The sequence below is a fragment of the Bradyrhizobium sp. NBAIM18 genome (assembly GCF_020193825.1).
Lineage (GTDB): Bacteria > Pseudomonadota > Alphaproteobacteria > Rhizobiales > Xanthobacteraceae > Bradyrhizobium > Bradyrhizobium yuanmingense.
This window is the reverse complement of record NZ_JADYVO010000020.1, coordinates 1-25,755: the sequence shown is the minus strand read 5'-3', so window position 1 is coordinate 25,755 and position 25,755 is coordinate 1. Positions and strand designations below refer to the sequence as shown.

25 protein-coding genes are annotated in these 25,755 nt (G+C 64.8%); 21 read left to right on the top strand and 4 right to left on the bottom strand.

Features of this window, described 5'->3' with window-relative positions; genetic code table 11:
- Window positions 1–287 precede the first annotated feature (287 nt).
- From I6F17_RS30310 to I6F17_RS30265, 10 genes are all read left to right on the top strand, one after another.
- Window positions 288–1,298: a TRAP transporter substrate-binding protein gene (locus tag I6F17_RS30310; protein ID WP_346657032.1), complete on the top strand. Its 1,011-nt coding sequence runs from the start codon at window positions 288–290 to the stop codon at window positions 1,296–1,298.
- Between the two features lie 54 nt (window positions 1,299–1,352).
- On the top strand, window positions 1,353–3,383 hold the full coding sequence (locus tag I6F17_RS30305) for an ATP-binding protein (RefSeq protein ID WP_036042826.1): 2,031 nt from the start codon (window positions 1,353–1,355) through the stop codon (window positions 3,381–3,383).
- Complete coding sequence (locus tag I6F17_RS30300; protein ID WP_225128266.1) at window positions 3,353–5,098, top strand: DUF3369 domain-containing protein; 1,746 nt, start codon at window positions 3,353–3,355, stop codon at window positions 5,096–5,098. Before I6F17_RS30305 ends, I6F17_RS30300 begins: the two co-directional genes overlap by 31 nt.
- Before the next feature lie 39 nt (window positions 5,099–5,137).
- Window positions 5,138–5,869 carry a response regulator gene (locus tag I6F17_RS30295; RefSeq protein WP_225128264.1) on the top strand — a complete coding sequence of 244 codons (732 nt, stop codon included), beginning with the start codon at window positions 5,138–5,140 and terminating at the stop codon, window positions 5,867–5,869.
- Window positions 5,870–6,298: 429 nt separating this feature from the next.
- The gene (locus I6F17_RS30290; protein ID WP_036020284.1) at window positions 6,299–6,910 is read left to right on the top strand and encodes a sigma-70 family RNA polymerase sigma factor; all 612 of its coding nucleotides are present in this window, start codon (window positions 6,299–6,301) and stop codon (window positions 6,908–6,910) included.
- Window positions 6,911–7,310: 400 nt separating this feature from the next.
- Window positions 7,311–8,009 carry a cytochrome c biogenesis CcdA family protein gene (locus I6F17_RS30285; RefSeq protein WP_036042829.1) on the top strand — a complete coding sequence of 233 codons (699 nt, stop codon included), beginning with the start codon at window positions 7,311–7,313 and terminating at the stop codon, window positions 8,007–8,009.
- A gap of 32 nt (window positions 8,010–8,041) precedes the next feature.
- Window positions 8,042–8,605 (top strand): thioredoxin family protein, encoded by a 564-nt coding sequence (locus I6F17_RS30280; protein ID WP_225132063.1) that lies wholly within the window; start codon window positions 8,042–8,044, stop codon window positions 8,603–8,605.
- A 95-nt stretch (window positions 8,606–8,700) separates the two neighbouring features.
- Window positions 8,701–9,672: a hypothetical protein gene (locus tag I6F17_RS30275; RefSeq protein WP_225132064.1), complete on the top strand. Its 972-nt coding sequence runs from the start codon at window positions 8,701–8,703 to the stop codon at window positions 9,670–9,672.
- 379 nt (window positions 9,673–10,051) lie between these two features.
- Window positions 10,052–10,645: a L,D-transpeptidase gene (locus I6F17_RS30270; RefSeq protein ID WP_128266048.1), complete on the top strand. Its 594-nt coding sequence runs from the start codon at window positions 10,052–10,054 to the stop codon at window positions 10,643–10,645.
- A gap of 130 nt (window positions 10,646–10,775) precedes the next feature.
- Window positions 10,776–11,813 carry an amino acid ABC transporter substrate-binding protein gene (locus I6F17_RS30265; protein WP_036001959.1) on the top strand — a complete coding sequence of 346 codons (1,038 nt, stop codon included), beginning with the start codon at window positions 10,776–10,778 and terminating at the stop codon, window positions 11,811–11,813.
- A 169-nt stretch (window positions 11,814–11,982) separates the two neighbouring features.
- Here I6F17_RS30265 and I6F17_RS30260 read toward each other — a convergent pair whose 3' ends face one another.
- A complete protein-coding gene (locus I6F17_RS30260; RefSeq protein WP_225132065.1) occupies window positions 11,983–13,122 on the bottom strand; it encodes an acyl-CoA dehydrogenase family protein in 1,140 nt (379 codons plus the stop codon).
- Between the two features lie 145 nt (window positions 13,123–13,267).
- Window positions 13,268–14,482, bottom strand: coding sequence for an acyl-CoA dehydrogenase family protein (locus tag I6F17_RS30255; protein ID WP_225132066.1), 1,215 nt, complete (start codon window positions 14,480–14,482; stop codon window positions 13,268–13,270).
- A 127-nt stretch (window positions 14,483–14,609) separates the two neighbouring features.
- On the opposite strand from I6F17_RS30255, the gene I6F17_RS30250 reads away from it, so the two are divergent.
- Entirely contained in the window at window positions 14,610–15,155 is a 546-nt protein-coding gene (locus tag I6F17_RS30250; RefSeq protein ID WP_225132067.1) for a carboxymuconolactone decarboxylase family protein, read from the top strand.
- Between the two features lie 89 nt (window positions 15,156–15,244).
- Window positions 15,245–15,739 carry a VOC family protein gene (locus I6F17_RS30245; RefSeq protein ID WP_036042835.1) on the top strand — a complete coding sequence of 165 codons (495 nt, stop codon included), beginning with the start codon at window positions 15,245–15,247 and terminating at the stop codon, window positions 15,737–15,739.
- Between the two features lie 52 nt (window positions 15,740–15,791).
- On the opposite strand, the gene I6F17_RS30240 is transcribed toward I6F17_RS30245, so the two are convergent.
- Entirely contained in the window at window positions 15,792–17,120 is a 1,329-nt protein-coding gene (locus I6F17_RS30240) for an MFS transporter (RefSeq protein WP_225132068.1), read from the bottom strand.
- Between the two features lie 182 nt (window positions 17,121–17,302).
- Here I6F17_RS30240 and cyoA point away from each other — a divergent pair, with 182 nt between their 5' ends.
- Genes cyoA through I6F17_RS30205 form a run of 7 tightly spaced genes read left to right on the top strand, consistent with a single transcriptional unit; the run spans window position 17,303 to window position 24,239 of the window.
- Window positions 17,303–18,463 (top strand): ubiquinol oxidase subunit II, encoded by a 1,161-nt coding sequence (gene cyoA / locus I6F17_RS30235; protein WP_225132069.1) that lies wholly within the window; start codon window positions 17,303–17,305, stop codon window positions 18,461–18,463.
- Between the two features lie 25 nt (window positions 18,464–18,488).
- Entirely contained in the window at window positions 18,489–20,486 is a 1,998-nt protein-coding gene (cyoB, locus tag I6F17_RS30230) for a cytochrome o ubiquinol oxidase subunit I (RefSeq protein ID WP_036042841.1), read from the top strand.
- Window positions 20,487–21,116, top strand: a complete 630-nt coding sequence (gene cyoC, locus I6F17_RS30225; protein ID WP_225132070.1) for a cytochrome o ubiquinol oxidase subunit III — start codon at window positions 20,487–20,489, stop codon at window positions 21,114–21,116.
- Window positions 21,113–21,493 (top strand): cytochrome o ubiquinol oxidase subunit IV, encoded by a 381-nt coding sequence (gene cyoD, locus I6F17_RS30220; protein ID WP_036042845.1) that lies wholly within the window; start codon window positions 21,113–21,115, stop codon window positions 21,491–21,493. The genes cyoC and cyoD overlap by 4 nt, the downstream gene beginning before the upstream one ends.
- Complete coding sequence (locus I6F17_RS30215) at window positions 21,490–22,341, top strand: SURF1 family protein (RefSeq protein ID WP_036042847.1); 852 nt, start codon at window positions 21,490–21,492, stop codon at window positions 22,339–22,341. Before cyoD ends, I6F17_RS30215 begins: the two co-directional genes overlap by 4 nt.
- Window positions 22,313–23,716 (top strand): ATP-binding protein, encoded by a 1,404-nt coding sequence (locus I6F17_RS30210; RefSeq protein WP_036042848.1) that lies wholly within the window; start codon window positions 22,313–22,315, stop codon window positions 23,714–23,716. The genes I6F17_RS30215 and I6F17_RS30210 overlap by 29 nt, the downstream gene beginning before the upstream one ends.
- Window positions 23,706–24,239 (top strand): response regulator transcription factor, encoded by a 534-nt coding sequence (locus tag I6F17_RS30205; protein WP_225132071.1) that lies wholly within the window; start codon window positions 23,706–23,708, stop codon window positions 24,237–24,239. The genes I6F17_RS30210 and I6F17_RS30205 overlap by 11 nt, the downstream gene beginning before the upstream one ends.
- 25 nt (window positions 24,240–24,264) lie before the next feature.
- Here the strand turns inward: I6F17_RS30205 and I6F17_RS30200 are convergent, their stop codons facing one another.
- On the bottom strand, window positions 24,265–24,969 hold the full coding sequence (locus tag I6F17_RS30200) for a glutathione S-transferase family protein (protein ID WP_225132072.1): 705 nt from the start codon (window positions 24,967–24,969) through the stop codon (window positions 24,265–24,267).
- Window positions 24,970–25,077: 108 nt separating this feature from the next.
- On the opposite strand from I6F17_RS30200, the gene I6F17_RS30195 reads away from it, so the two are divergent.
- Together I6F17_RS30195 and I6F17_RS30190 are read left to right on the top strand one after the other, a co-directional pair.
- Window positions 25,078–25,455, top strand: a complete 378-nt coding sequence (locus I6F17_RS30195) for a helix-turn-helix domain-containing protein (protein WP_225132073.1) — start codon at window positions 25,078–25,080, stop codon at window positions 25,453–25,455.
- Window positions 25,456–25,487: 32 nt separating this feature from the next.
- Window positions 25,488–25,755 (top strand): hypothetical protein (locus tag I6F17_RS30190; protein WP_225132074.1); only part of this gene is annotated, 268 nt, incomplete at its 3' end.

Here is a 25,755-nt window from a genome sequence, read left to right as displayed (position 1 = left end):
TCTTCCCAGGCCGCGGTCGACGTGGCGGCTGTCCTGCTTAAGGCCCGGCAGTGGCCGTTTCAACCGGGAATGAACGCCGGCCGCGCCGCACAATCAGCCCGCTGGCCGGGGGCGGGATGGGCCTTCCCTTAACATCTGCTGGAGCCCCGTTCCGGTCGGAACGGGTTCTAAATTATTAATTTGACGGGTTTTCTTTACCCGAACCGGTATCCACTTCGCTTGAAAACGCTTTAGATTGCATTGAACCTTTTCCTTCCGCCATAGACTCCACCACTGAGGGGTTGAGTGTGCCAGTGTTGAGCCGTGCCGAACTCTCGCGGACCGGGGTGGTCTTCGTCGTGCTTCTGCTTGCCGCAGTCTCGTCGAGCATGCGCGCGACGAGTGCGGTTGCGCGCGAATTTCGCGCCGCCGACACCCAAGCCGAGGACTACCCGACCGTCCAGGCGCTGCGCTACATGGGCGCCCTGATCGCCGAGCGCACCAAGGGCCGCCACGAGATCAAGGTGTTCCACTCCCGCCAGCTCGGGGAGGAAAAGGAGACCATCGAACAGACCCGGGTCGGTGCGATCGACCTCAACCGGACCAATGTCGCCCTGATCGGCAATTTCGTCCCGGCGATGAACGTGCTGGCGATGCCGTTCCTGTTCCGGTCCATCGAGCACATGCAGAAGGTGCTGGACGGACCTGTCGGCAGCGAAATCCTCGGGAGTTTCGAGCCCTACGGCTTCGTCGGGCTCGCCTTCTACGATTCGGGTGCGCGGTCGATCTATAACGGGGTCCGCCCGGTGAAGACCATCGCGGACCTCAAGGGATTGCGGATCCGGGTGCAGCAGTCGGAGTTGATGAGCCAGATGATGCGCGCGCTCGGCGCCGAACCGGTCGAGCTGCCCTACGGGCAGGTGCTCACCGGGCTTGCCAACCATCTGATCGACGGCGCCGAAAACAACTGGCCATCCTTCGTGACCACGAACCATTACAAGCATGCCGGCCATTACACGCTGACCGAGCACACGATGAGCCCGGAGGTGCTGGTGATCTCTCTGAAGGCCTGGAACAGCCTGTCGGCGGAGGAGCAGACGATCTTTAAGGAGGCCGCGCAGCGCTCCAGCCGGTTCATGCGCGAGAAGTGGCACGACCTCGAGGAACAGTCGCAGCGCAAGGCGCAGGAAGCCGGCGTGACCATCATCAGGGACATCGACCGCAAGCCGTTCGAGGACGCCATGGCCGCAATCTACGCCAAGGCCGCGCGCGACCCCGCGGCGGCCGCGCTGATCGAACGGATTCGCAAGGTGGAGTGAGGCCTGTTGGCTGCGCTTGGACATAGCGATCACGCGGACAAGCCACCCGGCCCGATCGGGCAGCTGCGCGCGCGCATCGTCGGCCTCTTGCGGGCGGTGCCGATCCGCTGGCGCATCCTGTCGATCGCCGCGCTGAACTCCGCCGTGGTCGTGGTGCTGGTGGCGATGATCTGGAACGGCGCCAAGGTGCTCGGCTCGGCCTGGGACGACGTGCGCCAGGTGCGCGAGTCCGACCGGATCCTGGCGCTGCTCGAGAGCGAGACCGGGCGGCTGCAAAACCTGATCCACCGCTACATCAACCAGCCGAGCCCCGACCTGTTCGCCGAGATCCTGTTGCTGCGCGAGGCGGTGCTGGGCACGCTGACCAATCGCGCCGCCAAGGACCCGATGCTATCAGGCTCGGTCGAGGAGCTGGAGCGCACCACCGACCGCTTCCTCAACGGCTTCGGCGAGCTGCGCAGCGTGCAGTCCACCATCGCCAAGACCTATGAGGAGCAGGTGCAGGGCCCGGCCAGGGACATGGCGGGCCTCTACTCCATCATCGAGGGTGCCACCGGCCATCGCGACGCGCTGATCTGGCCCTCGCTCGGCAAGTCCCGCGAGGCCTTCACCGCGATGCTGGTCGCGGCCAATTCCTATTATCTGTCGCAGTCGTCGGGCGCCGCCGACGACGCGCGCCGCCACACCGAGACGATCGAGAGGACCATCCCGGTCATGATCGATCTCGCCGACAACGACCTGCAGAAAATGGCCTTGCGGCGGCTCGCGGCCCGCACCGCCGCGCTGCGCGAGGGTTTTGCAAAACTCTCCGAGCAGCTTGCGAGCCGCACCGAGCTGCTCCGCAACACCATCGACGCCAGCCAGGCCGAGGCGATTGGCGCCATCGACGACCTCTCGACCAAGATGCGCCAGCGCGAGCAGAAGGCGCAGGAGGTGTTCGACCGCACGCTGGCGGATATCTCACGCCGGGTGCTGTCGATCGCGGTGATCTTCCTCGGCATCATCCTCACCGCGGGCGTCCTGATCGCGCTGTCGATCCGCCTGCCGCTGCAGCAAATCATGACCGCGATGCGCGCGATCACGCTCGGCGACCTCGACCGCGAGGTGCAGGGCACGAAAGCGCGCGACGAGGTCGGGGCCATGGCGCGCGCGGTGGAGGTGTTCCGCGAGAACGCGATCGCCAAGCGCCGGACGGAGGACGAGCTGCGCGCGTCCAAGGAAAAGGCCGAGAGCGCCCTGCTCGAGCTCAACACCGCGCAGCAGAACCTGATCGACGCCGAGCGGCTGGCCGCGCTCGGCGGCCTCGTTGCCGGCGTCGCGCACGAGGTCAACAACCCGATCGGCATCAGCCTGACGGTGGCTTCGAGCTTTGCCCGGCGCACCGAGATTTTCGAAGCCCAGCTCAAGGGCGAGGGCGGCCTGCGCCGCTCGCAGCTGGAGGAGTTCGTGCAATCCTCGCGCGACGCCTCGCAGCAACTCGTCGCCAATCTGACCCGCGCCGGCGAGCTGATCCAGTCGTTCAAGCAGGTCGCGGTCGACCGCTCCCATGCCGAGCGGCGGCAATTCTCCTTGAGCGAAGCCACCGACCAGATCATCGCCAGCCTCAAGCCGGTGCTGAAGCGGTCGCCGATCACGCTGGAGGTCGACGTGCCCGAGGGCCTGCTGCTCGACGGCTATCCCGGCTCCTACGGCCAGATCCTGACCAACCTCTTCCTCAACGCCGCCAACCACGCCTTCGCCGACGGCCGCGCCGGCCGGATCGCGATTTCGGCGCGGCCGCGCGGCACCGAGGACATCGAGATCAGCTTCTCCGACGACGGGGCCGGCATGACCCCGGACGTGCAGCGCCAGGCCTTTGACCCTTTCTTTACCACCCGGCGCAATGAAGGCGGCACGGGACTTGGCCTTCATATCGTCTATAACCTCGTCACCCAGCAGCTCGGCGGCCGGATGATGCTGGAATCCAAGCTGGGACAAGGCACTACTTTTCGCATTATCATGCCCCGCGTCGCCAAGGGCGGCGCGCAAAGCACAGAAAGTGACGGGACTTCTCAATGGCCGAACAGGACGATGTCCTCCACCTGATCGACGATACCGGTACCGCGTCGGAGGATGCCAATGCCCGGAAATGGAAGATCGCCGTCATCGATGACGATCCGGCCGTGCATGACGGCACGCGTTTCGCGCTATCGGACTACAGCCTGAACGGCCAGAGCCTGGAGATCCTGTCGGCCTATTCCGCGGCGGAAGGCCGCAAGCTGATGGCCGAGCACCGCGACGTCGCCGCCGTGCTGCTCGACGTCATCATGGAGACCGACGTCGCCGGCCTCGAGCTGGTCGAGTTCATCCGCAACGAGATCCGGAACGAGACCGTGCGCATCATCCTGCGCACCGGCCAGCCCGGCCAGGCGCCGGAGCGGCGCGTCATCGTGCAGTACGACATCAACGACTACAAGGCCAAGACCGAGCTCACCGCCGACAAGCTGTTCACCTCGCTGACCGCGGCGCTGCGCTCCTACCAGCAGCTCGAGCGCATGGTGCAGACCCGGCGCGGGCTGGAGATCATCATCGACGCGGCCTCCACGCTGTACGACTTCAAGTCGATGCAGCGGCTCGCCGAGGGCGTCCTGACCCAGCTCGCTTCGCTACTCAACGTCGATTGCGCGGGCATCCTGGTGCTGCGCGACAATGGCGGCATCGACCCCGAGCTCTCGGTGCTCGCCGGCAGCGGCTGCTACAGCCGCTTCATCGGCACCACCTCATCGAAGGCGCTCGACCCCGAGCTGCGCGAGATGGTGGAAGCCGCGTTCCAGCGCCGCAAGAACGAATTCGCCGACCACCGCAGCGTGATCTATTTGCGCACCGGATCGGGCCGCGAGGTCGTGGTACTGCTCCAGGCCGAGCGCGAGCTGTCGGAGACCGACCGTTCGCTGGTCGAGATCTTCTCCTCCAGGCTCTCGATCGCCTTCGACAACGTCATCCTCTACCAGCAGCTGCAGGACGCCAATACCCAGCTGGAGGACCGCGTCGCCCAGCGCACCCGCGCCCTGATGCAGGCCAACCGCCGCCTCTCGGCGCAATGGCTGCGGTTGCAGCGCGCCAACGGCTTCAAGAACGAGATTCTCGGCACCGTCGCGCACGACCTGAAGAACCCGCTCGGCGTCATTCTCGGCCGCACCGAGATGCTCAAGGAGCTGATCTCGACCGGCGCCTCGGAAAGCGGGGTCGTCGCCCAGGTCGACCACATCCGCGACGCCACCAAGCGCCTGACCACGATGGTCGATCATTTGATCTCGGACGCGATGGCCGATGCCTTCGACATCACCATCCGCCGCGAGCCGGTCGACGTCGCCGCCCTGGTCAAGGAGGTCGCCGAGGCCAACCAGCCGCTCGCGGTCAACAAGCAGCAGGCGATCAGCGTCACCGCGCCGCCCAACATCGTCACCATGTGCGACACCGACCGCATCCGCGAGGCGATCGACAATCTCATCAGCAACGCCATCAAATACTCACCGATCGGCGGCAAGATCGACGTCACCGTGGTCCACGAGGGCAGCGACACCATCGTCAGCGTCAGCGACGAGGGCGCCGGCCTGTCGCCGGAGGATCTCGGCCGCCTGTTCGGCCGGTTCCAGCGGCTGTCGGCCAAGCCGACCGCCGGGGAGAGCTCGACGGGACTTGGGCTCTCCATCGTCAAGCGTATCATCGACATGCACGGCGGCGAGGTGACCGCCGAGAGCGAGGGCCCCGGCAAGGGCTCGACCTTCACCATCACCCTCCCTGCGACTGAAGCGCCGTGATGTCAAAGCCCGTGATGCAAAGCCCATGATGCAAAGACCATGACCCAAAGCCAGCACATCATGATCGTCGACGATGAGGCTCCGGCCCGGGAGATGGTCGGCGATTACCTCAAGATGCACGGCTTCACCGTGACGCTGTGCGACGGCGGCAAGTCCTTGCGCGCCGCGATCCAGGGCAGCATGCCCGATCTCGTCGTGCTCGACCTCAACATGCCCGAGGAAGACGGGCTCTCGATCATCCGCGACCTCAAGAGCCGCATCAACGTGCCCGTCATCATGCTGACGGCGACCGCGAGCCCGATCGACCGCGTCGTCGGCCTCGAGCTCGGCGCGGACGATTACGTGGCAAAGCCCTGCGAGCTGCGCGAGCTGATGGCGCGCATCCGCTCGGTGCTGCGGCGGAGCGGGCCGGCCAAGACGGCAGAGGCGTCGGCGGCGAAGTCGCACAAGGAGCAGCTGGTGCGCTTCGGCACAAAATGGCTCGACCTCGAAGCGCAGGCCTTGCGCGACGACGAGGGCAACGAGCATCCGCTGACCGCATCCGAGTTCGGGCTGCTCAAGGTGTTCGCGGCCAATCCGAAGCGCGTGCTGTCGCGCGAGCGCCTGCTCGAGCTTGCCAACGCCCGCGACGCCGAAGCCTTCGACCGCGCGGTCGATCTGCGCATCATGCGCATCCGCCGCAAGATCGAGCCCGATCCTGCCAAGCCCGCGGTGATCCGCACCATCCGCGGCGGCGGCTATCTGTTCTCGCCGCAGGGCGAGAAGGCGTAGTCAAAACCGCACTCCGCCGTCCTCCCGGGCGCGCGTCGCGCGAGCCCGGGATCCATAAGCACAGGCTGGGGTTGGCGAAGACTCGGAGCGGGCAGCTCGCCCCGCGACTTCTTCCTGGGGCTATGGGTCCCGGGCTCGCTTCGCGCCCAGGGACGACAGCGGTAGGTGCGGCGCGACCAAACGCAATCCCTCTAAATTCGTTCCGCGGCGCGCCCGTCCGACCCCGAATCCCCACCCCCGTATTTTCCGTACGTTGAAATCACAAGGTTTTTTGCCCCGAATGTTTCGTCGCGCCCTGTCCGGCGAAACAATTTGACGGCGCACGAAACCATTTTCCGCTTTTCGTGCAGACGTCCCGAAACGTTGGCTCATTAACACTTTGACCCAAGGAAACGCCGCTCGGTTGCGGCGCTACGGGGAGCCAAGTCCATGCCGAACGTCATTGCCATCAACGCCCAAGCCAGCCAGAGCATCATTGCCGCTCAGGCGACCTCGGACGACATGCTCCTCGCAAGCATTGCCGACGGCAACCGGACGGCCATGCACATCCTTTACTGCCGGCACAATGTACGGGTGTACCGATTCATCCTGCGCATCGTGCGCGACGCCACCACGGCGGAAGATCTGGTCAGCCAGGTGTTTCTGGACGTGTGGCGGACCGCCGGCCAATTCCAGGGCCGCTCGCAGGTGTCCACCTGGCTGCTCTCGATCGCCCGCTTCAAGGCGCTGACCGCGATGCGCCAGCGCCGCTTTGAGGACATCGATCAGGAGGACGTGCGTCAGATCCCTGATGGTTGCGACACGCCGGAGACTTCGCTCGACCGCAGCGACACCAGCGCCATCCTGCGCGCCTGCGTGCAGAAGCTGTCGCCGGCGCATCGGGAGATCATCAACCTCGTCTATTACCACGAGAAGTCGGTGGAGGAGGTCGGCCAGATCATCGGCATCCCCCAGAGCACCGTGAAGACGCGGATGTTTTACGCCCGCAAGCAACTCGCCGATTTGCTTAAGGGCGCCGGCGTCGATCGTTTCGCCGCTTAACAATAATGATTTCAAGGGGATAGGACCTCCGTTTTGGCCCTCTCCCCGGACACGGAAGCGTTACCACTGACGAAACAATTGAAACAAACGACAACATCAGGCGGAAAAACTTCCCCTCTATAAAGCTCCCATACGGTTTCGTTAAACCTCCCAAGACCTCCAGCGACCCGGACGATGCCCCGTCCGGGTCGTTTTTATTGGGGGGCGGCGCGGACCTTTCGTCTCCTTGTAAGACGGGCAGGCTCTCTCATTCCCTCCCCCTTGTGGGGAAGGGAGCGCACCGCCGTGTCGGTGGCACAGCTGGCTCACAACCCGAGGCCCCGTCACGAAGTCGTGACGCTGCGTAACGACCGCCCCACCGCGCGCGAACAGCCCTCGTGACCTCCCTCACGAGTGCCTCATGCTCGACCTGCTCTTTGCTCTCCTCGCCGGCATCCTCACCATCGCCGCGCCCTGTACGCTGCCAATGTTGCCGATCCTGCTCGGCGCCTCGATCGGGCGCGCGGGGCATCTGCGACCCGCGATGATCGCGCTCGGCTTCGTCTTTTCCTTCTCGGTGGTCGCGCTGGCGCTCGGCGCGATCACGCGGGCCTTCGATTTCGATCCGAACGTGCTGCGCGAGGCGGCAGCGGTCCTGCTGCTCGGCTTCGGCCTGTTGATGCTGTGGCCGGCGCCGTTCGAATGGCTGTCGATCCGGATCAACGGTTGGCTCGATCTCGGCAACATCGGCGCCACGCAGCGCGACGGCGCACTCGGTGGGCTGATCCTCGGCACCACCTTGGGACTGGTCTGGACGCCCTGCGCAGGGCCCGTGCTCGGCTCGATCCTGACGCTGGTGGCGACGTCGAAGAACGTTGCCTGGGCCGGCACGCTGCTGGTCGCCTATGCCATTGGGGCTGCGATCCCGATGCTGGGAATAGCCTATGGCGGACAGGCCGCGACCACGCGCGTACGCAGCCTGGCCCGGATCTCACCGCGGCTGCAGCAGGGCTTTGGCGTCGTCGTGATCGGCTTCGCGGTCGCCGCCTATTTCCAATACGACACGCTGATCTTGGCGTGGCTCACCGGCTTCTACCCCACCGGCCAGATCGGCCTGTGATCCCACCTCATCTTCACCGGAGGACGCTTTCCATGACTCTCAAGCTGCTCGCAATGTCTGCTGCACTGATCGGCATCACAGTGACCGGCGCCGTCATCCCCGGCATCTGCGACGAGGCCGCACGCGCCGCGCCTGTCGTCACCGCCGCCGCGAACCAGCAGGCCGCGCCCGACTTCACCGGCATCACCAACTGGTTCAACTCGAAGCCGCTTCATATCGCCGATCTCCGCGGCAAGGTCGTGCTCGTCAATTTCTGGACCTATGGCTGCGTCAACTGCGTCAACACGCTGCCGCATGTCACCGGCCTCTACGCCAAGTACCGGGATCGAGGCCTCGTCGTGGTCGGCGTGCACACGCCGGAATTCCCGTTCGAGCGCTCGGCCGCCAACGTGCAGGCCGCGCTGAAGCGCCATGGCATCACCTATCCGGTGGCGCAGGACAATGAGTCCAAGACCTGGAGCGCCTATCGCAATCAATACTGGCCGGCGCAATACATCGTCGACCAGAGCGGCAAGATCGTGTTCCAGCACGCCGGCGAAGGCAGCTATGACGAGATCGATCGCACGGTGGCCAAGCTGCTGAACGCGAGCAGCTGACCCCGCGCAGCCATCGCGGCGGCAGTTGTCGCCCTTGTTGCTTGACTCCACGGAGCCGTCCGTGGAGTTTCGCACCGACGCAATCAGCCCCCGCAATGGACGCGACCACCAGCACCGACATTCGCCTTCGTGAAGGCTCCTCGATCGCGCAGCGACTGGTCGTGGCCGGCTGTGCGGCTGCCGTCGCACTCTGCTTCACGCCGGGACTGTTCACGAAGGACGTCCTGGAAATCGCGATATCGTCCGTGGCGCTGCTGGTGGGGGCCGGGTTCGTCGTCATCATCATGATGGCGCCGGCCGTGGTGTGGATCATCACCCCGGACGAGATCCTGATCGGCCGGCAGCGGCCGTTCGGAAAGCTCCGGACGCGCCTCGTCGGCAAGGACGAGATCGCCGCGCTACAGGTCCCCGGCAGCAAGCGGGTGAAGGCCCGCTTCCAGCTCGTCTTCACCCTGGCCTCGGGCGAGCGGCTGACCTCGCCGCCGATTTCCGATGTCACCCATGTCCGCGACACCGTCGCGTGGATCGCGGCGCATTTCGACGTTCCCAATGTCGAGGCGCCGAGCAACCCGCTCGATGCCAGCAATCCCGAGATGCATCTCGGCGAGCCTCTCGAGGCGTTTCCTGCACGGGAGATCCGCATCGTCGCACTGATCGCGGTGGCTTTGTCCGCGGCCCCCTATGCCTACAAGCTGTGGCGCGGCCTTTCCCCCAGCCATGTCGATATACTGCTGCTGCCGCTGGGTGCGATCGCGGCATTCACCATCTATCGCTATGCCAACCTTGCGACCGGCGCGTTCTGGGTCATTCGACCGAACGATATTCGCGTCGAGCGCCTGTGGGGCGACGGCAGCCTGCGCGCCGACCAAATCACCGGACCCGACGTCAAGTCGATCACGGTCGAGCGTCGCGGCCGCTCCGAGGACGAGCATTGCGTCGTGGTGATCCGGCTGCATTCGGGGCGGCGGTTTCGCAGCCCCCGCATCGGCTCGCGCGTCGAAGCCCGCGCCGTGGCGACGGAGATCGTCCGGCGGCTTGGGATCCCGGCGAGGAGCAACAAGATCTGACTCGGGTGTGGAAGATTGGGCATGGAAGCTTCCACATCGTCATGGCCGGGCTTGTCCCGGCCATCCACGTCTTGGCCCTTGGCAGGAAGTACGTGGATGCCCGGGCCTTCGCCTCGCCGAAGCGGCTTCGGCCGCGCAGGCGGGACAAGCCCGGGCATGACGGCATCTGTAAACGCAATCTCGGGCATCTTCCCGGCGAGGATGTCGCAATCACTGCTTTTCGCGCCATCCCCTGTTCGTGGCATTGCGCCGGGCCCGTCAAAAAACCAAAGCATTCTCGTGACATGCCAGGAAGGCGCGCCATCAACTTGCCATGAACTTGCCCCTCAGGTTTGATGGTTCCGAATGATTTGCGCTGTGGCAGCGGGGAGAGCTTGAAATGACGGATTTTCGTCGCCTGACCGGGATTTTCGTGGCTGCGATGGGACTGGCCCTGTCCACACCGCACGCCTTCGCCCAGCAGCCGGACCGCGGCGACGAGCCGGGCCTGATCGCCGATGACGGATACCAGCTCGAGCCGGAATGGCAGAAGCAGGTGGTCTACTTCCGCACCACCGAGCCGCCGGGCACGATCATCGTCTCGACGGCCGAGCGTCACCTCTATTTGGTGCAGCCCGGCGGGCGCGCCATCCGCTACGGCATCGGCGTCGGCCGCGACGGATTCCAGTGGCAGGGGCTGGTGACCATCACCAACAAGAAGGAGTGGCCGGACTGGACACCGCCGCCGGAGATGATCCAGCGCCAGCCCTATCTGCCGCGCTTCATGGCCGGCGGCCCGGGCAACCCGCTAGGGGCCCGCGCCATGTATCTCGGCACCACGGTCTACCGCATCCACGGCACCAACCGTCCCGACACGATCGGCACCAAGGTGTCGTCGGGCTGCTTCCGCCTGGTCAACGCCGACGTCGCCGACCTCTACGATCGCGTCCCTGTCGGCACCAAGGTGGTCATCCGGCAGAAGCCCGAGCTCTAAGGTTCATGATCCCGGCATGATTGCTTCGGACGGCCGCAGCGTGCCTTGCGCCAACGCGGCCGTCCGGATCCGGATCATGCACTCCGTCCTCGCCTGATTCCTTTTCCCGATTTTTCGAGAGAGCAACATGATGCGCACTTTTCGTGGCGGCCTGCTGATCGGGGTCGCCATCGCCGTGCTGGTCGCCATCGGCGCGATCATCTACGAGTTTTACGACACCCGCACCCTGAGGCGCACGGTTCGCCGCGGTGAGGTGCTGTGCGGCGTCAACAAGGGCCTGCCGGGCTTCTCGATCCCCGACGACAAGGGCAACTGGACCGGCTTCGACGTCGATTTCTGCCGCGCGGTGGCCGCTGCGATCTTCAACGACCCCGGCAAGGCGAAGTTCGTTCCGCTCGACGCCAACGAGCGTTTCAAGGAGCTGCAGAGCCGCAAGGTGGACATCCTCTCGCGCAACACGACCTGGAGCATGGCGCGCGAGCTCGACTACGATTTGTATTTCCCGGCCGTGGCCTATTACGACGGCGTCGGCTTCATGGTGCCGCGCACGCGCAACAAGGAGACCTCGCTCGACCTGGCAGACAGCAAGGTCTGCGTGCAGAACGGAACCACGACGACACTCAACGTCGCCGATTACTTCCGCATCAACAACATGAAGTATGAAGAGGTGAAGTTCGATAACCTCAACGACGTGGTGAAGGCGTACGACACCGGCAAGTGCGACACGTTCTCCGCCGACGTTTCTCAGCTCTATGCTCTCAGGCTGAACCTGACGAAGCCCGGCGACCACATGATCCTGCCGGACATGATCTCCAAGGAGCCGCTCGCCCCCGTCGTGCGCCAGCGCGACGACGACTGGATGATGATCGTGAAGTGGACGCTTTACGCGATGATTAACGCCGAGGAGCTCGGCGTGACCTCGGAGAACATCGACGAGGCCTTGAAGTCGAAGAAGCCGGAGGTGATGCGCCTCGTCGGCACCGAAGGCCGTTACGGCGAGCAGCTCGGCCTCACCAAGGACTGGGCCGCGCGCATCATCCGCCACGTCGGCAATTACGGCGAGATGTATGATCGCAACATCGGCGAGAAGTCGAAGTTGAAGATCCCGCGCGGCATGAACCAGCTGTGGAACGCAGGTGGCGTGCAGTACGCACCGCCGATGCGGTAAGGGGTGTCTCCGGGGAACGTCGTAGGGTGGGTTAGCCTTGCAATTGCGCTAAGCGCAATTGCTCGGCGTAACCCACCATGCTTCCGCGTTTGCCGGACGAAGATGGTGGGTTACGCACTGCAGATGCGCTTCGCGCTTCTGCAGTGCTAACCCACCCTACGAGAGCATCTCAATACCCCCGCGCGCGCGCCAGCTGCTCGGTGTGGTAGTTCGCATCGCCGAACAACTCCTCGCAGACGCGGGCGCGCTTCATGAAGAAGCCGATGTCGAACTGGTCGGTCATGCCCATGCCGCCGTGCATCTGCACGCCTTCCTGCACCGCGCGCGTGGCGGTGGTGCCGGCGCGCGCCTTGGCGACGGCGACGGCGGGTGCGGCCTTGGCAATGTCGGCGTCCAGTGCCTGCAGCGCCTTCATGGTGGCGGCACGGGTGATCTCGATGTCGATGTAGAGCTCGGCGGCGCGATGCTGCAGCGCCTGGAATTCGCCGATGAGCTTGCCGAATTGCTTGCGGCTCTTCAGATACTCGACGGTGCGGCCAAACACCTCGTCGCTGAGACCGACCATTTCGGCGGCGACCGCGCCGCGGCCGATGTCGAGCACGCCATCGAGCAGGCCGGCCGCCTGGTCGACCTCGCCGAGCACGCTGTCGGCGGTGACCTCGACATTGGCGAATTCAATCCGCGCCGCATTGTGCGCATCGACCATGATGGTGCGCTCGATCGCAACGCCCTTGGCCTTGGGGTTGACCAGGAACAGCGTCAGGCCCTCGCGTTCGCCGGCAGAGCCCGCGGTGCGCGCGGCGACGATGAGGAGATCGGCGACATGACCGTCGATCACCAGCGCCTTGGCACCGGAGAGCTTGAAGCCGTTGCCGGCGCGCACAGCCTTGAGGCTGGTCTGCAGCGGGCGATGCTTGGCGCCCTCGTCGATCGCGAGCGTCGCGAGCAGCGAGCCGTTCGCGATCTTCGACAGATATTCCGATTTCTGCGCGGCATTGCCGGCGCGGGTCAGCACTGATGCCGCCACCACTGACGTCGCGAGGAAGGGCGATGGCATCAAGGTGCGGCCGATCTCCTCCATGATAATTCCGGCTTCGACGAAACCGAGACCGCTGCCACCGAACTCTTCCGGCACGAGCAAGCCGGCAAACCCCATCTCGGCGAAGGAATGCCAAAGATCCTTGGAGAAGCCGGTGGGGTCCTTGCTGTCGCGCAAGTGGCGCAGGTGCGACACCGGCGCCTTGTCGCTGATCAGCCCGCGCGCGGAGTCGCGGAGCATGGATTGTTCTTCGGTGAGGACGAGGGCCATGTGCGTGTTTCCGATTCGAAATCTATCTGGTTCGTCATTCCGGGATGCGCCGCAGGCGCAGGCCCGGAATCCATCGGGCGGCAGAGGGGGAGGATGAATGGATTCCGGGCTCGCGACTTCGTCGCGCCCCGGAATGACGGAAACCTCACGCCCCCGGCAGATCCAGGATGCGCTTGGCGACGATGCCGAGCATGACCTCGGACGTGCCGCCCTCGATCGAGTTGGCCTTGGTGCGCAGCCAGGCGCGCGGGCGCGCGCCCTGCCTGGAGCGCTCGCTCTCCCATTCCAGCGCATCGACGCCGCCCGCCGACATCAGGATCTCGTGGCGGCGCTTGTTGAGCTCGGTGCCGTAATATTTCATCGCCGAGGAGAACGCCGGATGCGCCTGCCCGGCCTTGGCGAGATCGACCGCGCGCTCGGCGCAGGCCGCCAGCGCGGCTTCATCGACGTCGAAGGTCGCGATTCTACCGCGCAGCATGGCGTCGTCGAGCCTGCCCTGCCCATCGGTGCCGACGGAATCGGCCGCGATCTGGCCGAGCGGCCGGCCGACGCCGCGCTCGCCCATCCCCGAGATCATCGCGCGCTCGTGCTGGAGCAGGTATTTTGCGACGTCCCAGCCGCGGTTGATGGTGCCGACCACATGCGACTTCGGCACGCGGACATTGTCGAAGAAGGTCTCGCAGAACGGCGAGTAGCCGGAGATCAAGAGGATCGGCTTGGTCGAGACGCCCTTGGACGTCATGTCGAACAGGATGAAGCTGATGCCGTCATGCTTCTTCGCGGCCGGGTCGGTGCGCACCAGGCAGAAGATCCAGTCGGCGTAATTGGCGTAACTAGTCCAGATCTTCTGGCCGTTGATGATGAAGTCGTCGCCGTCGCTCTCGGCGCGGGTCTGGAGCGAGGCGAGGTCGGAGCCGGCGTTCGGCTCGGAATAGCCCTGACACCAGCGGATCTCGCCCGCGGCGATCTTCGGCAGATGCTCCTTCTTCTGGGCCTCGTTGCCGTACTTCAAGAGCGCCGGCCCAAGCATCCAGATGCCGAAGCTCGACAGCGGCGGCCGCGCGCCGATCCGCGCCATCTCCGCACGCAGCACCTTGTGCTCGGCAGCGCTTAAGCCACCGCCGCCATACGCCTTCGGCCAGTCGGGCACGGTCCAGCCCTTGTCGCGCATGCGCTCGAACCAGACGCGCTGCGGCTCGGACGAGAATTTTGCGTTGCGTCCGCCCCAGAACACGTCGGCATCGGACGTTGCGGGCTTGCGCATCTCCGGCGGGCAATTGGCCTCCAGCCAGGTGCGGGTCTCGTTGCGGAATGTTTCGAGATCGGCGGATTCAGAATCGCTGGTTTTGAGATCGGTCATTGGTCGTTTCCATCACCCGAAATTCGAATTGTTGCCGCCGAGTCTGGGCCAAGCCCCCGCGGAATTCAACCACTTATCGGTTATAGTCATTGCTGCGGCGAGCCTTGAAAACAAAGAGGAAACGACAATGCGCCTAAAACTTCTTTCGCCTGGCGAAATGAACGAGAGCCAGCGGCAGACCTATGACGAGTCGATCGCCGGCAAGCGCGGCAAGCCGCCGCCGCCGATGATGGCCTGGCTCAATAGTCCCGAGATGGCACGGCACGCCACGCGGCTCGGCGAGGTCATGCGCTTCGACACGATCTTCCCGGCCAAGCTTTCAGAGATCGCGATCCTGGTGACGGCGCGGCACTGGACGGCGCATTACGAATGGTATGCGCACAAGCGCCTCGCGCTAGCCGGCGGCATGAAGCCCGAGATTATCGACGCGATCCGCGACCGCCGTACGCCCGACTTCGAAGATGCCAAGGCTAAGATGATCTACGATCTCGCTAAGTCGCTGCACGAGGGCCACGGCGTCGAGAAGGCTCTCTACGACGACGCCGTGAAGTTGCTCGGCGAACGCGGCGTGGTCGAGGTGATCGGGCTGTGCGGCTATTACACGCTGGTGTCGATGACGCTGAACACGTTCGAGTTCGGCCTGCCCGAGGGCGAGGTGTCGGAGCTGGCTTAGTTTCCCATTCAGAAACGATGGGTTTCGAGTTTGGCCGTGGCACTGTCGGGCAACCGGGCTTACGTGCATGTTTTCGAGGGAGCATTCACATGTCGCAAAGCCCCGCCATTCCCGCCGGCACCAGGATCGGCCACGTCCATCTCAAGGTCGCCGATCTCGATCGTGCGCTCGGCTTTTATTGCGGCGTGCTCGGCTTCGAGCTGATGCAGCGGATGGGCTCGGGCGCGGCCTTCATCTCGGCCGGCGGCTATCACCACCACATCGGGCTCAACACCTGGGAGAGCAAGGGCGGCTCACCGCCGCCGCCTGATGCGACCGGGCTCTATCACACCGCGATCCTGTTTCCGACGCGCCCCGCGCTGGCGGATGCGCTGCATCGGGTGCTCGCGGCCGGCATTGCGCTCGATGGCGCCAGCGACCACGGCGTCAGCGAGGCGCTCTACCTGCGCGACCCCGACCAGAACGGCGTGGAGCTGTATTGGGACAAGCCGCGGGAGCAATGGCCGTTCGGGCCTGACGGGAAGCTCGCGATGTTCACCAAGCGGCTGGATGTCGAAGCGCTGTTGCGGCAGCGGCAGGGGTGAGATGGGCCCGGCGCCACCAGCGCCGTTGCCCCACCCTGCATGCGCCGCGTGATCAGCGCCCTGCGTCCATATCGCCGGCCTCGCGCTGGCCGCTGAGCCAGAGCGCGAGCAGGGTCCAGAACGCGCCGGACAGCAGATACGCGCCCGAGGCGATGACGCCGAGATTGGTGGCGAGCAGCAGCGCGACCAGCGGGGCGAAGCCGGCGCCGAACAGCCAGGCCATGTCGGAGGTCAGCGCCGACGCCGTGTAGCGATAGGCCTGCCGGAAGTTCGAGGCGATTGCACCCGACGACTGGCCGAAGGACAGGCCGAGCAGGATGAAGCCGATCACCATGTAGATGGTCTCGCCGAACGCGCCGGCGTCGAGCAGTTGCGGCGCGAAGCCGCTATAGACCGCGATCGCGATCGCCGATCCCATCAAGAGCGACTTGCGCCCGACGCGGTCGGCAATGATGCCGGAGGCCACGATCGCGGCGACGCCGAACACGGCGGCGACGATCTCGATGATCAAAAAGCGCACCGGGCTTTCGTGGGTGAACAGGAACACCCAGGACAGCGGGAACACCGTGACCATGTGAAACAGCGCGAAGCTCGCCAGCGGCGCAAAGGCCCCTAGCATGATGTTCTGGCCTTCGCGCGCGACCGTCTCTGAGATCCGCGCCGGCTGGAGTTCGCGGGTCTCGAATAGCGTAGCGTATTCTTCCGTCGTCACCATGCGCAGACGCGCGAACAGCGCAACGACATTGATGGCGAAGGCGACGAAGAACGGATAGCGCCAGCCCCAGTCGAAGAAGTCATCGGCCGAGAGGAGGCCGGCGAAATAGGCGAACAGCGCGCTCGCCACGATCAGCCCGAGCGGGGCGCCGAGCTGCGGCACCATGGCATACCAGCCGCGCTGCGAGGCCGGCGCATTCAGCGCCAGCAGCGAAGCCATGCCGTCCCAGGCGCCGCCCCAGGCCAGACCCTGCGCGATGCGCGCCAGCGCAAGCAGCCAGATCGCGGCGACGCCGATCTCCTGATAGCCGGGCAGGAACGCGAGCGCGACGGTGGCGGTGCCGAGCAGGAATAGCGCTGAGATCAGCTTGGCCGTCTTGCCGTATTCGCGGTCGATCGTCATGAAAATGACGGTGCCGATCGGCCGGGCCATGAAGGCCAGCGCGAAGACCATGAAGGAATAAAGGGTCCCGGTCAGCTCGCTCGCGAACGGAAACACCAGGCGCGGAAACACGATCACCGAGGCGATCGCGAAGACGAAGAAATCGAAGAATTCCGAGGTGCGGCCGATGATGACGCCGATGGCGATCTCGCCGGGACTGGCCTGGTCGTGGCCATGCTCGCCGGTGGGGAGATCTGTCATTGCGGGGGTCTGTGCCGTCGCCATCCGTGCGCCCTTAACGTCCTGAAAACCAAAGCCGACCGCCCGGCGGGGCGCCAGGCAATCTGACCCTGTCTGGCCCAAGCTCCCGCACTGCAACATTGGACAAATTGTCCAATGTCCGGATTGTTGCGCCGCAGCTACCCGTTGGCCCCGCAAAGGAAACTCATTCTCATAAGGCTCGGCCCGTGTCTCGTCTCAAGATCCTGGCGCTACTACCTCTGGCTGCTGCGCTCAGCGGCTGCGACTACGTCGTGCTGGCGCCAGCCGGCGACATCGCAGCGCAACAGCGCGACCTCGTCATCATCTCCACCGTCCTGATGCTGCTGATCGTCGTGCCCGTGATGGCACTGACGGTGCTGTTCGCCTGGCGCTACCGCCAGTCCAACACCGAGGCCCGCTACGAGCCGGACTGGGACCACTCGACCAAGCTCGAGCTGGTGATCTGGTCGGCGCCGCTCTTGATCATCGTTTGCCTGGGCGCGCTGACCTGGATGGGCACGCATCTGCTCGATCCCTATCGCACCCTCGGCCGCATTCATGCCGAGCGCGCCGTGGACAAGTCCAAGGCCCCGCTCGAGGTCGACGTCGTCGCGCTCGACTGGAAGTGGCTCTTCATCTACCCGGACTACGGCATCGCCACCGTCAATGAGCTCGCAGCTCCGGTCGATCGCCCCATCACCTTCCGCATCACCGCGTCCTCGGTGATGAACTCGTTCTACATCCCCGCGCTCGCCGGCCAGATCTATGCGATGCCGGGCATGGAGACCAAGCTCCACGCCGTCGTCAACCACGCCGGCACCTACAAGGGTTTTTCGGCGAACTATAGCGGCGCCGGCTTCTCCGGCATGCACTTCAATTTCAAGGGGCTCGACGACAAGGGTTTTGACGCCTGGATCGCCAGCGCCAAGTCGGCCGGCGGCTCGCTCGGCCGCGCCGAATATCTTCGGCTGGAGAAGCCCAGCCAGAACGAGCCGGTGCGGCGCTGGGGCGCCGTCGATGCCGATCTCTACCGCCTGATCCTCAACATGTGCGTCGAGACCGGCAAGATGTGCCAGAGCGAGATGATGGCGATCGACGCCAAGGGCGGCAACGGCCATCAGGGCCTGAACAACACCCTGCCGCTCGCCTACGACAAGTATGCCCGCCGCGGCACGGTGCTCGGACCCGAGCCGACCTTCGTCGCCGGCACCTGCACGCCGGATGCGCCGCAGGGGCAGACCACCGCGTCGATCAAGGCTCCGACCGATTTCGCGCCGCTCTTAGGTGCCGGCCTGAAGCGGCCGTCGTTCACGCCGCTGAAGTCCTCGTCCTTCTTCCTCGGACAGCGTCCCAAGTCCGATTCCTGAAGTCAGATTCCTAAAGAGAACGCGCATGTCTCCTGATCTTCTCAAGCTCATCTTCGGCCGGCTCGGCCTCGAATCGCTGCCGCTGCACGAGCCGATCGTGGTCGGCACCTTCGTGGTGGTCGCGCTCGGCGGCGCCGCGCTGCTCGGCAGCCTCACCTATTTCCGCCTCTGGGGCTATCTCTGGCGCGAATGGTTCACCACGGTGGACCACAAGCGCATCGGCATCATGTACATGATCCTCGGCATCGTGATGCTGCTGCGCGGCTTTGCCGACGCGCTGATGATGCGCGGCCAGCAGATGCTCGCGTTCAACGGCTCCGAAGGCTATCTCAACGCCCATCACTACGACCAGATCTTCACCGCCCACGGCGTGATCATGATCTTCTTCGTGGCGATGCCGCTGGTCACCGGCCTGATGAACTATGTCGTGCCGCTGCAGATCGGCGCGCGCGACGTCTCGTTCCCGTTCCTGAACAATTTCAGCTTCTGGATGACGGTCGGTGGCGCGGTGCTGGTGATGGCCTCGCTGTTCATCGGCGAATTCGCCCGCACCGGCTGGCTGGCTTATCCGCCGCTGTCGAACATCGGCTACAGTCCCGATGTCGGTGTCGACTATTACATCTGGGCGCTGCAGGTCGCCGGCGTCGGAACGACATTGTCAGGCATCAACCTGATCTGCACCATCGTCAAGCTGCGCTGCCCCGGCATGACCATGATGAAGATGCCGGTGTTCACCTGGACCTCGCTCTGCACCAACGTGCTGATCGTCGCCTCCTTCCCGGTCCTGACCGTGGTGCTCGCGCTGCTGTCGCTCGACCGCTATGTCGGCACCAACTTCTTCACCAACGATTTCGGCGGCAGCCCGATGATGTACGTGAACCTGATCTGGATCTGGGGCCACCCCGAGGTCTACATCCTGGTTCTCCCGGCATTCGGCATCTTCTCGGAGGTCACCTCGACCTTCTCGGGCAAGCGGCTGTTCGGCTACACCTCGATGGTCTACGCCACTGTCGTCATCACCATCCTGTCCTACCTCGTGTGGCTGCACCACTTCTTCACGATGGGCTCGGGTGCCAGCGTCAACTCGTTCTTCGGCATCACCACGATGATCATCTCGATCCCGACGGGCGCGAAGATGTTCAATTGGCTGTTCACGATGTATCGCGGCCGCATCCGCTACGAGCTGCCGATGATGTGGACCATCGCCTTCATGCTGACCTTCGTGATCGGCGGCATGACCGGCGTGCTGCTCGCGGTGCCGCCGGCCGACTTCGTGCTGCACAACAGCCTGTTCCTGATCGCGCACTTCCACAACGTGATCATCGGCGGCGTGGTGTTCGGCGCGTTCGCCGGCATCAACTACTGGTTCCCGAAGGCGTTCGGCTTCAAGCTCGATCCTTTCTGGGGCAAGATGTCGTTCTGGTTCTGGGTCACGGGCTTCTACCTGGCCTTCATGCCGCTCTACGTGCTCGGCCTGATGGGCGTGACCCGCCGCCTGCGCGTGTTCGACGATCCGTCCCTGCAGATCTGGTTCGTCATCGCCGCGATCGGTGCCGTGTTCGTCTTCATCGGCATTCTCGCGATGCTGATGCAGTTCGCGGTCAGCCTGCTCAAGCGCGAGCAGCTCAAGGACGTCACCGGCGATCCCTGGGACGCGCGCACGCTGGAATGGGCGACCTCCTCGCCGCCGCCGGACTACAACTTCGCCTTCACCCCGGTCGTTCACGACAATGACGCCTGGTGGGACATGAAGCGGCGCGGCTATCAGCGTCCGCTCACCGGGTTCAAGCCGATCCACATGCCCAGCAGCACCGGCACCGGCATCATCCTCGCCGGCTTCGCCACCGCGATGGGCTTTGCTCTCGTCTGGTACATGTGGTGGCTCGCAGCCCTGAGCTTCATCGCGATGCTCGCCGTCGGGATCGGCCACACCTTCAACTATCACCGCGACTTCGACATTCCGGCTGATGACGTCATCCGGACCGAGGACGCGCGCACCAAGCTGCTCGCCGGAGCCAAGTAAATGACCGTTGCCGTCAATCCCTCGCAGACCGGCGAGCCGGTCTTCTACCTCGCTGACGAGCATCCGCATCCGGAAGGCTGGAGCACCTCGCTCGGCTTCTGGATCTATCTGATGAGCGACTGTCTCATCTTTGCGATCCTGTTCGCCACCTACGGCGTGCTCGGCGGCAACTATGCCGCCGGCCCCGCACCGAAGGACCTGTTCGACCTGACCCTGGTCGCGGTGAACACCTCCATGCTGCTGCTGTCGTCGATCACCTACGGCTTTGCGATGCTGACGATGCAGCAGAACAAGGTCGTGCAGACGCAGGTTTGGCTCGCGATCACCGGCCTGTTCGGCCTCGCCTTCATCGGCATCGAGCTCTTCGAGTTCGCCCACATGATCCACGAGGGCGCCACGCCGCAGCGCAGCGCCTTCCTCTCCGCCTTCTTCACCCTGGTCGGCACCCACGGCCTGCACGTCACCTGCGGCCTGATCTGGCTGGTGACGCTGATGGTGCAGGTCGGAAAGTTCGGCCTGATCGAGGCCAACCGCCGCCGCCTGATGTGCCTGTCGATGTTCTGGCACTTCCTCGACGTGGTCTGGATCGGCGTCTTCACCTTCGTCTATCTCCTGGGAGTTCTGCGATGAGCACCGATACCCACGCAGCCGGCGCGCACGACCATCACCACGAGGGAGGCCATTCCCACAGCACGTTCTCGGGCTACATGCTCGGCTTCGTGCTCTCGGTCGTGCTCACCGCGATCCCGTTCTGGCTGGTGATGAGCGGCGCGCTGCCGAGCAAGCAGATCACCGCGCTGGTGATCATGGCCTTCGCGATCGTGCAGATCGTCGTGCACATGGTCTACTTCCTGCACATGAACACGACGTCCGAGAACGGCTGGACCATGATGGCGTTGATCTTCACCATCGTGATGGTGGTGATCGCATTGTCGGGGTCGCTGTGGGTGATGAGCCACCTCAACAGCAACATGATGCCGATGCACCAGATGAGCGGCAAGAAGTGAGCGAAACCGGGACCGTGACGGGTGAGGACGGAGATGCGCGCAGCAAGGCAGCGCGGTCGCCGTCCTTGTGGCTCACGATCCTCTCGCTCATTGCTTTCGTGCTTCTGATCGCGCTTGGCGTCTGGCAGATCGAGCGCCGCGCCTGGAAGCTGGCGCTGATCGACCGGGTCGAGCAGCGCGTCCACGCGCCGGCTCAGCCGATCCCCTCGCCCGCTTCGTGGTCCACCGTCAGCGCCGCAAGCGACGAATACAGGCACGTCAGCCTCAGCGGGCGCTTCCTGCATGAGAGCGAGACGCTGGTTCAGGCCGTCACCGAGGAAGGTCCCGGCTATTGGGTGCTGACGCCGCTTCAGCGCGACGACGGCACGCTGGTCCTGATCAACCGCGGCTTCGTGCCGTCCGAGCGTCGCGACGCCTCGACGCGCCGGGACGGCAATCCGCAAGGTCGGGTCGAGATCACCGGCCTCCTGCGCATCACGGAGCCGAAGGGCGGTTTCTTGCGGACCAACGTGCCCCAGCACAACCGCTGGTACTCGCGGGACGTCGCCGCCATTGCGGCGGCGCGCGGTCTTGGCGAGGTCGCGCCCTTCTTCGTGGACGCCGACGCCGGATCACAAATCGCTGGCGGGCCGATCGCCGGATTGACCGTGATCCGCTTTCCCAATAACCACCTGATCTACGCGCTGACGTGGTTTGCCCTGGCTTTCATGCTGGCCGGCAGACTTATCGTCACATTCGGCGGCGGGCTGTTCCGCCGCAAGCGCTTCGTCCAAGACAAGGCCGGCGGCCCCGAGGCCTCCGCCCGCAGGACGGGATCAGATGCTGGAACGATCGTCGAGCCGACCTGACGACGGGAAGACGCTTTCCCAGACGCTTGGGCGTGACGGGCAAGCCGTCACGCTGCAATCGCAGGCCGATGCGCGCAGCGAGCTGATCGGCACCATGCCGACCGAGGACGAGACCAACCGCAAGAACATGGTGCTGCTGATCCAGCTGCGCTGGACCGCGGTGGTCGGCCAGATCGTGACCATCGGTGCCGTGCATTTCGGCCTCGGCATCCCCCTGCCGCTGGAGCGGATGGGCGCGGTGATCGGCGCGCTGGTGCTGCTCAACGTCTCCAGCCTGGTCTGGGTGCGCCATCGCGCTGCGATCACCAACAACGAGCTGTTGGTCGCCTTGATACTGGACGTCGCCGCGCTGACCGCGCAGCTCTATCTCTCCGGCGGCGCCACCAATCCCTTCACCTCGCTGTTCCTGCTCCAGGTGACGCTCGGTGCGGTGCTGCTCGATGCCCGATCGACTTGGTCGCTGGTGGCGCTGACCTGCGCCAGCTTCGTCTGGCTGACATTGGCCTACCGGCCGCTCGATCTGCCGCCCAATCCGTTGAGCGAGACCTATACGCTCACCGTAACAGGCATGCTCCTGGGCTTCGTGCTCAACGCCGTGCTGCTCGTCGTGTTCGTCACCCGCATCAACAGGAATTTGCGCGAGCGCGACGCGCATCTGGCGGCGCTGCGCCAGCATGCCGCCGAACAGGACCATATCGTGCGCATGGGCCTGCTCGCCTCCGGTGCGGCGCATGAGCTCGGCACGCCGCTCGCCTCGCTCTCGGTGATCCTCAGCGACTGGCGCCGCATGCCCGATCTTGCCGCCGATCAGGAGCTCGCCGAGGACCTCGCGGAGATGGAGACCTCGTTGCAGCGCTGCAAGTCGATCGTGACCGGCATCCTGGTGTCGGCGGGCGAAGCCCGCGGTGAAGGTTCCTCGCCGACGACGGTGACGGCCTTCGTCACCGCGCTGGTCGACGAATGGCGCAATGCGCGCTCCGCCCGCACGCTCTACTTCGTCAACACCTTCGGCGAGGACGTCGCGATCGTCTCCGACGTCGCGCTGAAGCAGGTGATCTTCAACGTGCTCGACAACGCCTATGAGGTCTCGCGCGAGTGGGTCGAGCTCGTCGCCGAGCGCGAGGGCGACAATCTCGTGCTGTCGATCTCCGACCGCGGCCCGGGCTTTGCGCCGGAGATGCTGGCGCAGCTGGGCAAGCCCTACCAGTCCAGCAAGGGCCGCGCCGGCGGCGGGCTCGGCCTGTTCCTGGTGGTGAACGTCGTGCGCAAATTGGGGGGCACCGTGAGCGCCAAGAACCACAGGAAGCGCGGCGCCACGGTGCGCCTCACGCTGCCGCTCGCAACATTGGCGATCGGAGGGAATTTTGACGCCTGACCGTTCGCTGATCGTCGTCGAGGACGATGCGGGTTTTGCCCGCACGCTGAAGCGCTCGTTCGAGCGCCGCGGCTACGAGGTGGTACTCGCCGCCTCGATCGAGGAGGTGCGCCAGGTGCTGGAGGAACGCTCTTTCGGTCATGCCGTGGTCGACCTCAAGCTCGGCGGCGCCTCGGGCCTTGCCTGCGTCGAGCTCCTGCACACGCATGACCCGGACATGCTGATCGTGGTGTTGACCGGATTTGCCAGCATCTCCACCGCGGTCGAGGCGATCAAGTTAGGGGCCTGCCACTATCTGGCAAAGCCGTCGAACACCGACGACATCGAGGCCGCCTTCCACAAGGCCGAAGGCAACGCCGAGGTCGCGCTCGATGCGCGGCCGACCTCGATCAAGACGCTGGAATGGGAACGCATCCACCAGACCTTGATCGAGACCGACTTCAACATCTCGGAAGCGGCGCGCCGGCTGGGCATGCACCGGCGGACGCTGGCGAGGAAGCTCGAGAAGCGCCCCGTGAAGTAGGAGGAGCGCGTCGAGGCTCCTCCTGCTATTTGCCGAACTGCGCGATCAATTCGGCCAGCGCGACGTGGCCTGTGCACGATCCCGTTCCCGGATCAGAGCCGCCGTCCTCCAGAGCGGTGGCGTAGAGGACCGCGGGATCGGCTTCGAGGCGAGCTCGCAGCGCTGCCAGCTTCGGCCAGCGGCTCTTCTCCGCAACCGCATGAAAGTCGAGCCAGCGCGCGACGCCGACAAGCACGGCGTCGGCAAGGGTCGGCCGGTCCCCGAGCAGGAATTGCCGTGTTTCGATCATTTCTTCGAGCTTGTCATGGCGCTCGATGACCCTTGCTGTGCCAAAGGCACGCAGGACCGACTTCGCGGCAGGCTCCATGGCTTCGGCTTCCATTGCCGCCCACAGCGGCGCGAAGGCGCCGGTGAAACCGGTATTCACGAATGCCATGAGCTGATGCATGCGATCGGCTTGCCGCGACGAGGGATCGAAGCTGATGCGGCGTTCGACATCCCTGGCCTCTAGCCAGGCCGCGATCGCCATCGTTTCCGTCAGCACCTCGCCCTGCCCGGTGATGAAGACCGGCGTCTCGTGTCGCGGATTGATACGGGCGTATGACGGGTTTCGCATCTCGCCCAACATATCGATCCGACAGAGCCGATATGGCTTGCCCAGCCATTCGAGAGCCGCAACGAGCCCCATGGAGCTTCCCTTCGGAAAGCCGTAGAGTAGAATTGGGTCCATGATCCATTCTCCGTGATTTCTGATGATCACGCTGCGCAGCGGTGATGCGACCCTAGCCGCTCGCCGCATCAAGTAAATTACGAACTTTTTTGTAACCTGGAGGCGCCGATGAAGGATCTCGTGTCGAGATGTCCGATCGAGGAAGTGATGCAGATTCTGAGCGGTCGCTGGCCGACGCTGCTGATCTATTATTTGAAGCAGGGCACCAAGCGCTTCAGCGATCTGCGCCGAGACAATCCGACCATCTCGCACAGGATGCTCGCGCTCGAGCTCCGCAAGCTGGAGGACGCCGGCATCGTCAGCCGCACGGAATTCGGCGGTTATCCGTTGCGCGTGGAGTACGATCTGACGGCCGCCGGTCACGCGCTCGTGCCGTTGATCGATGCGTTGGGGAACTGGTGGACGTCGGTTGCGGCAGCGGCTGACGGAGAAGGCCGCCGGAATGAAATCAGCGTCTCGGCAAGGGAGCAGCGAACCAGCGGCTGAAGGCCAAGTGTGGAGACTGTGAGGAGACTGCCGTGACAATGCTCGTCGAGCGCTTCAACCTGCCGGCTGCGGCTTCGCCCGCGCCGATCGAGCGCGATGCCGAAACAGTTCAGTTCGCACAGGCCGCGCTGGCGTCCGCCAAGCGGGAGGGCCTGCAACTTGCGGTGCGGGCGCGCTATATCGCCCTGGTCGTCATTGGCTGCCTGATCATGGCGATCAACCCGGCCTGGGAGCAGCTCTACTACGTGGCGCTGCTCGGCTTGTTCGCACTGATCGGCTGGGCCCAGGTCAGGGTTGGGC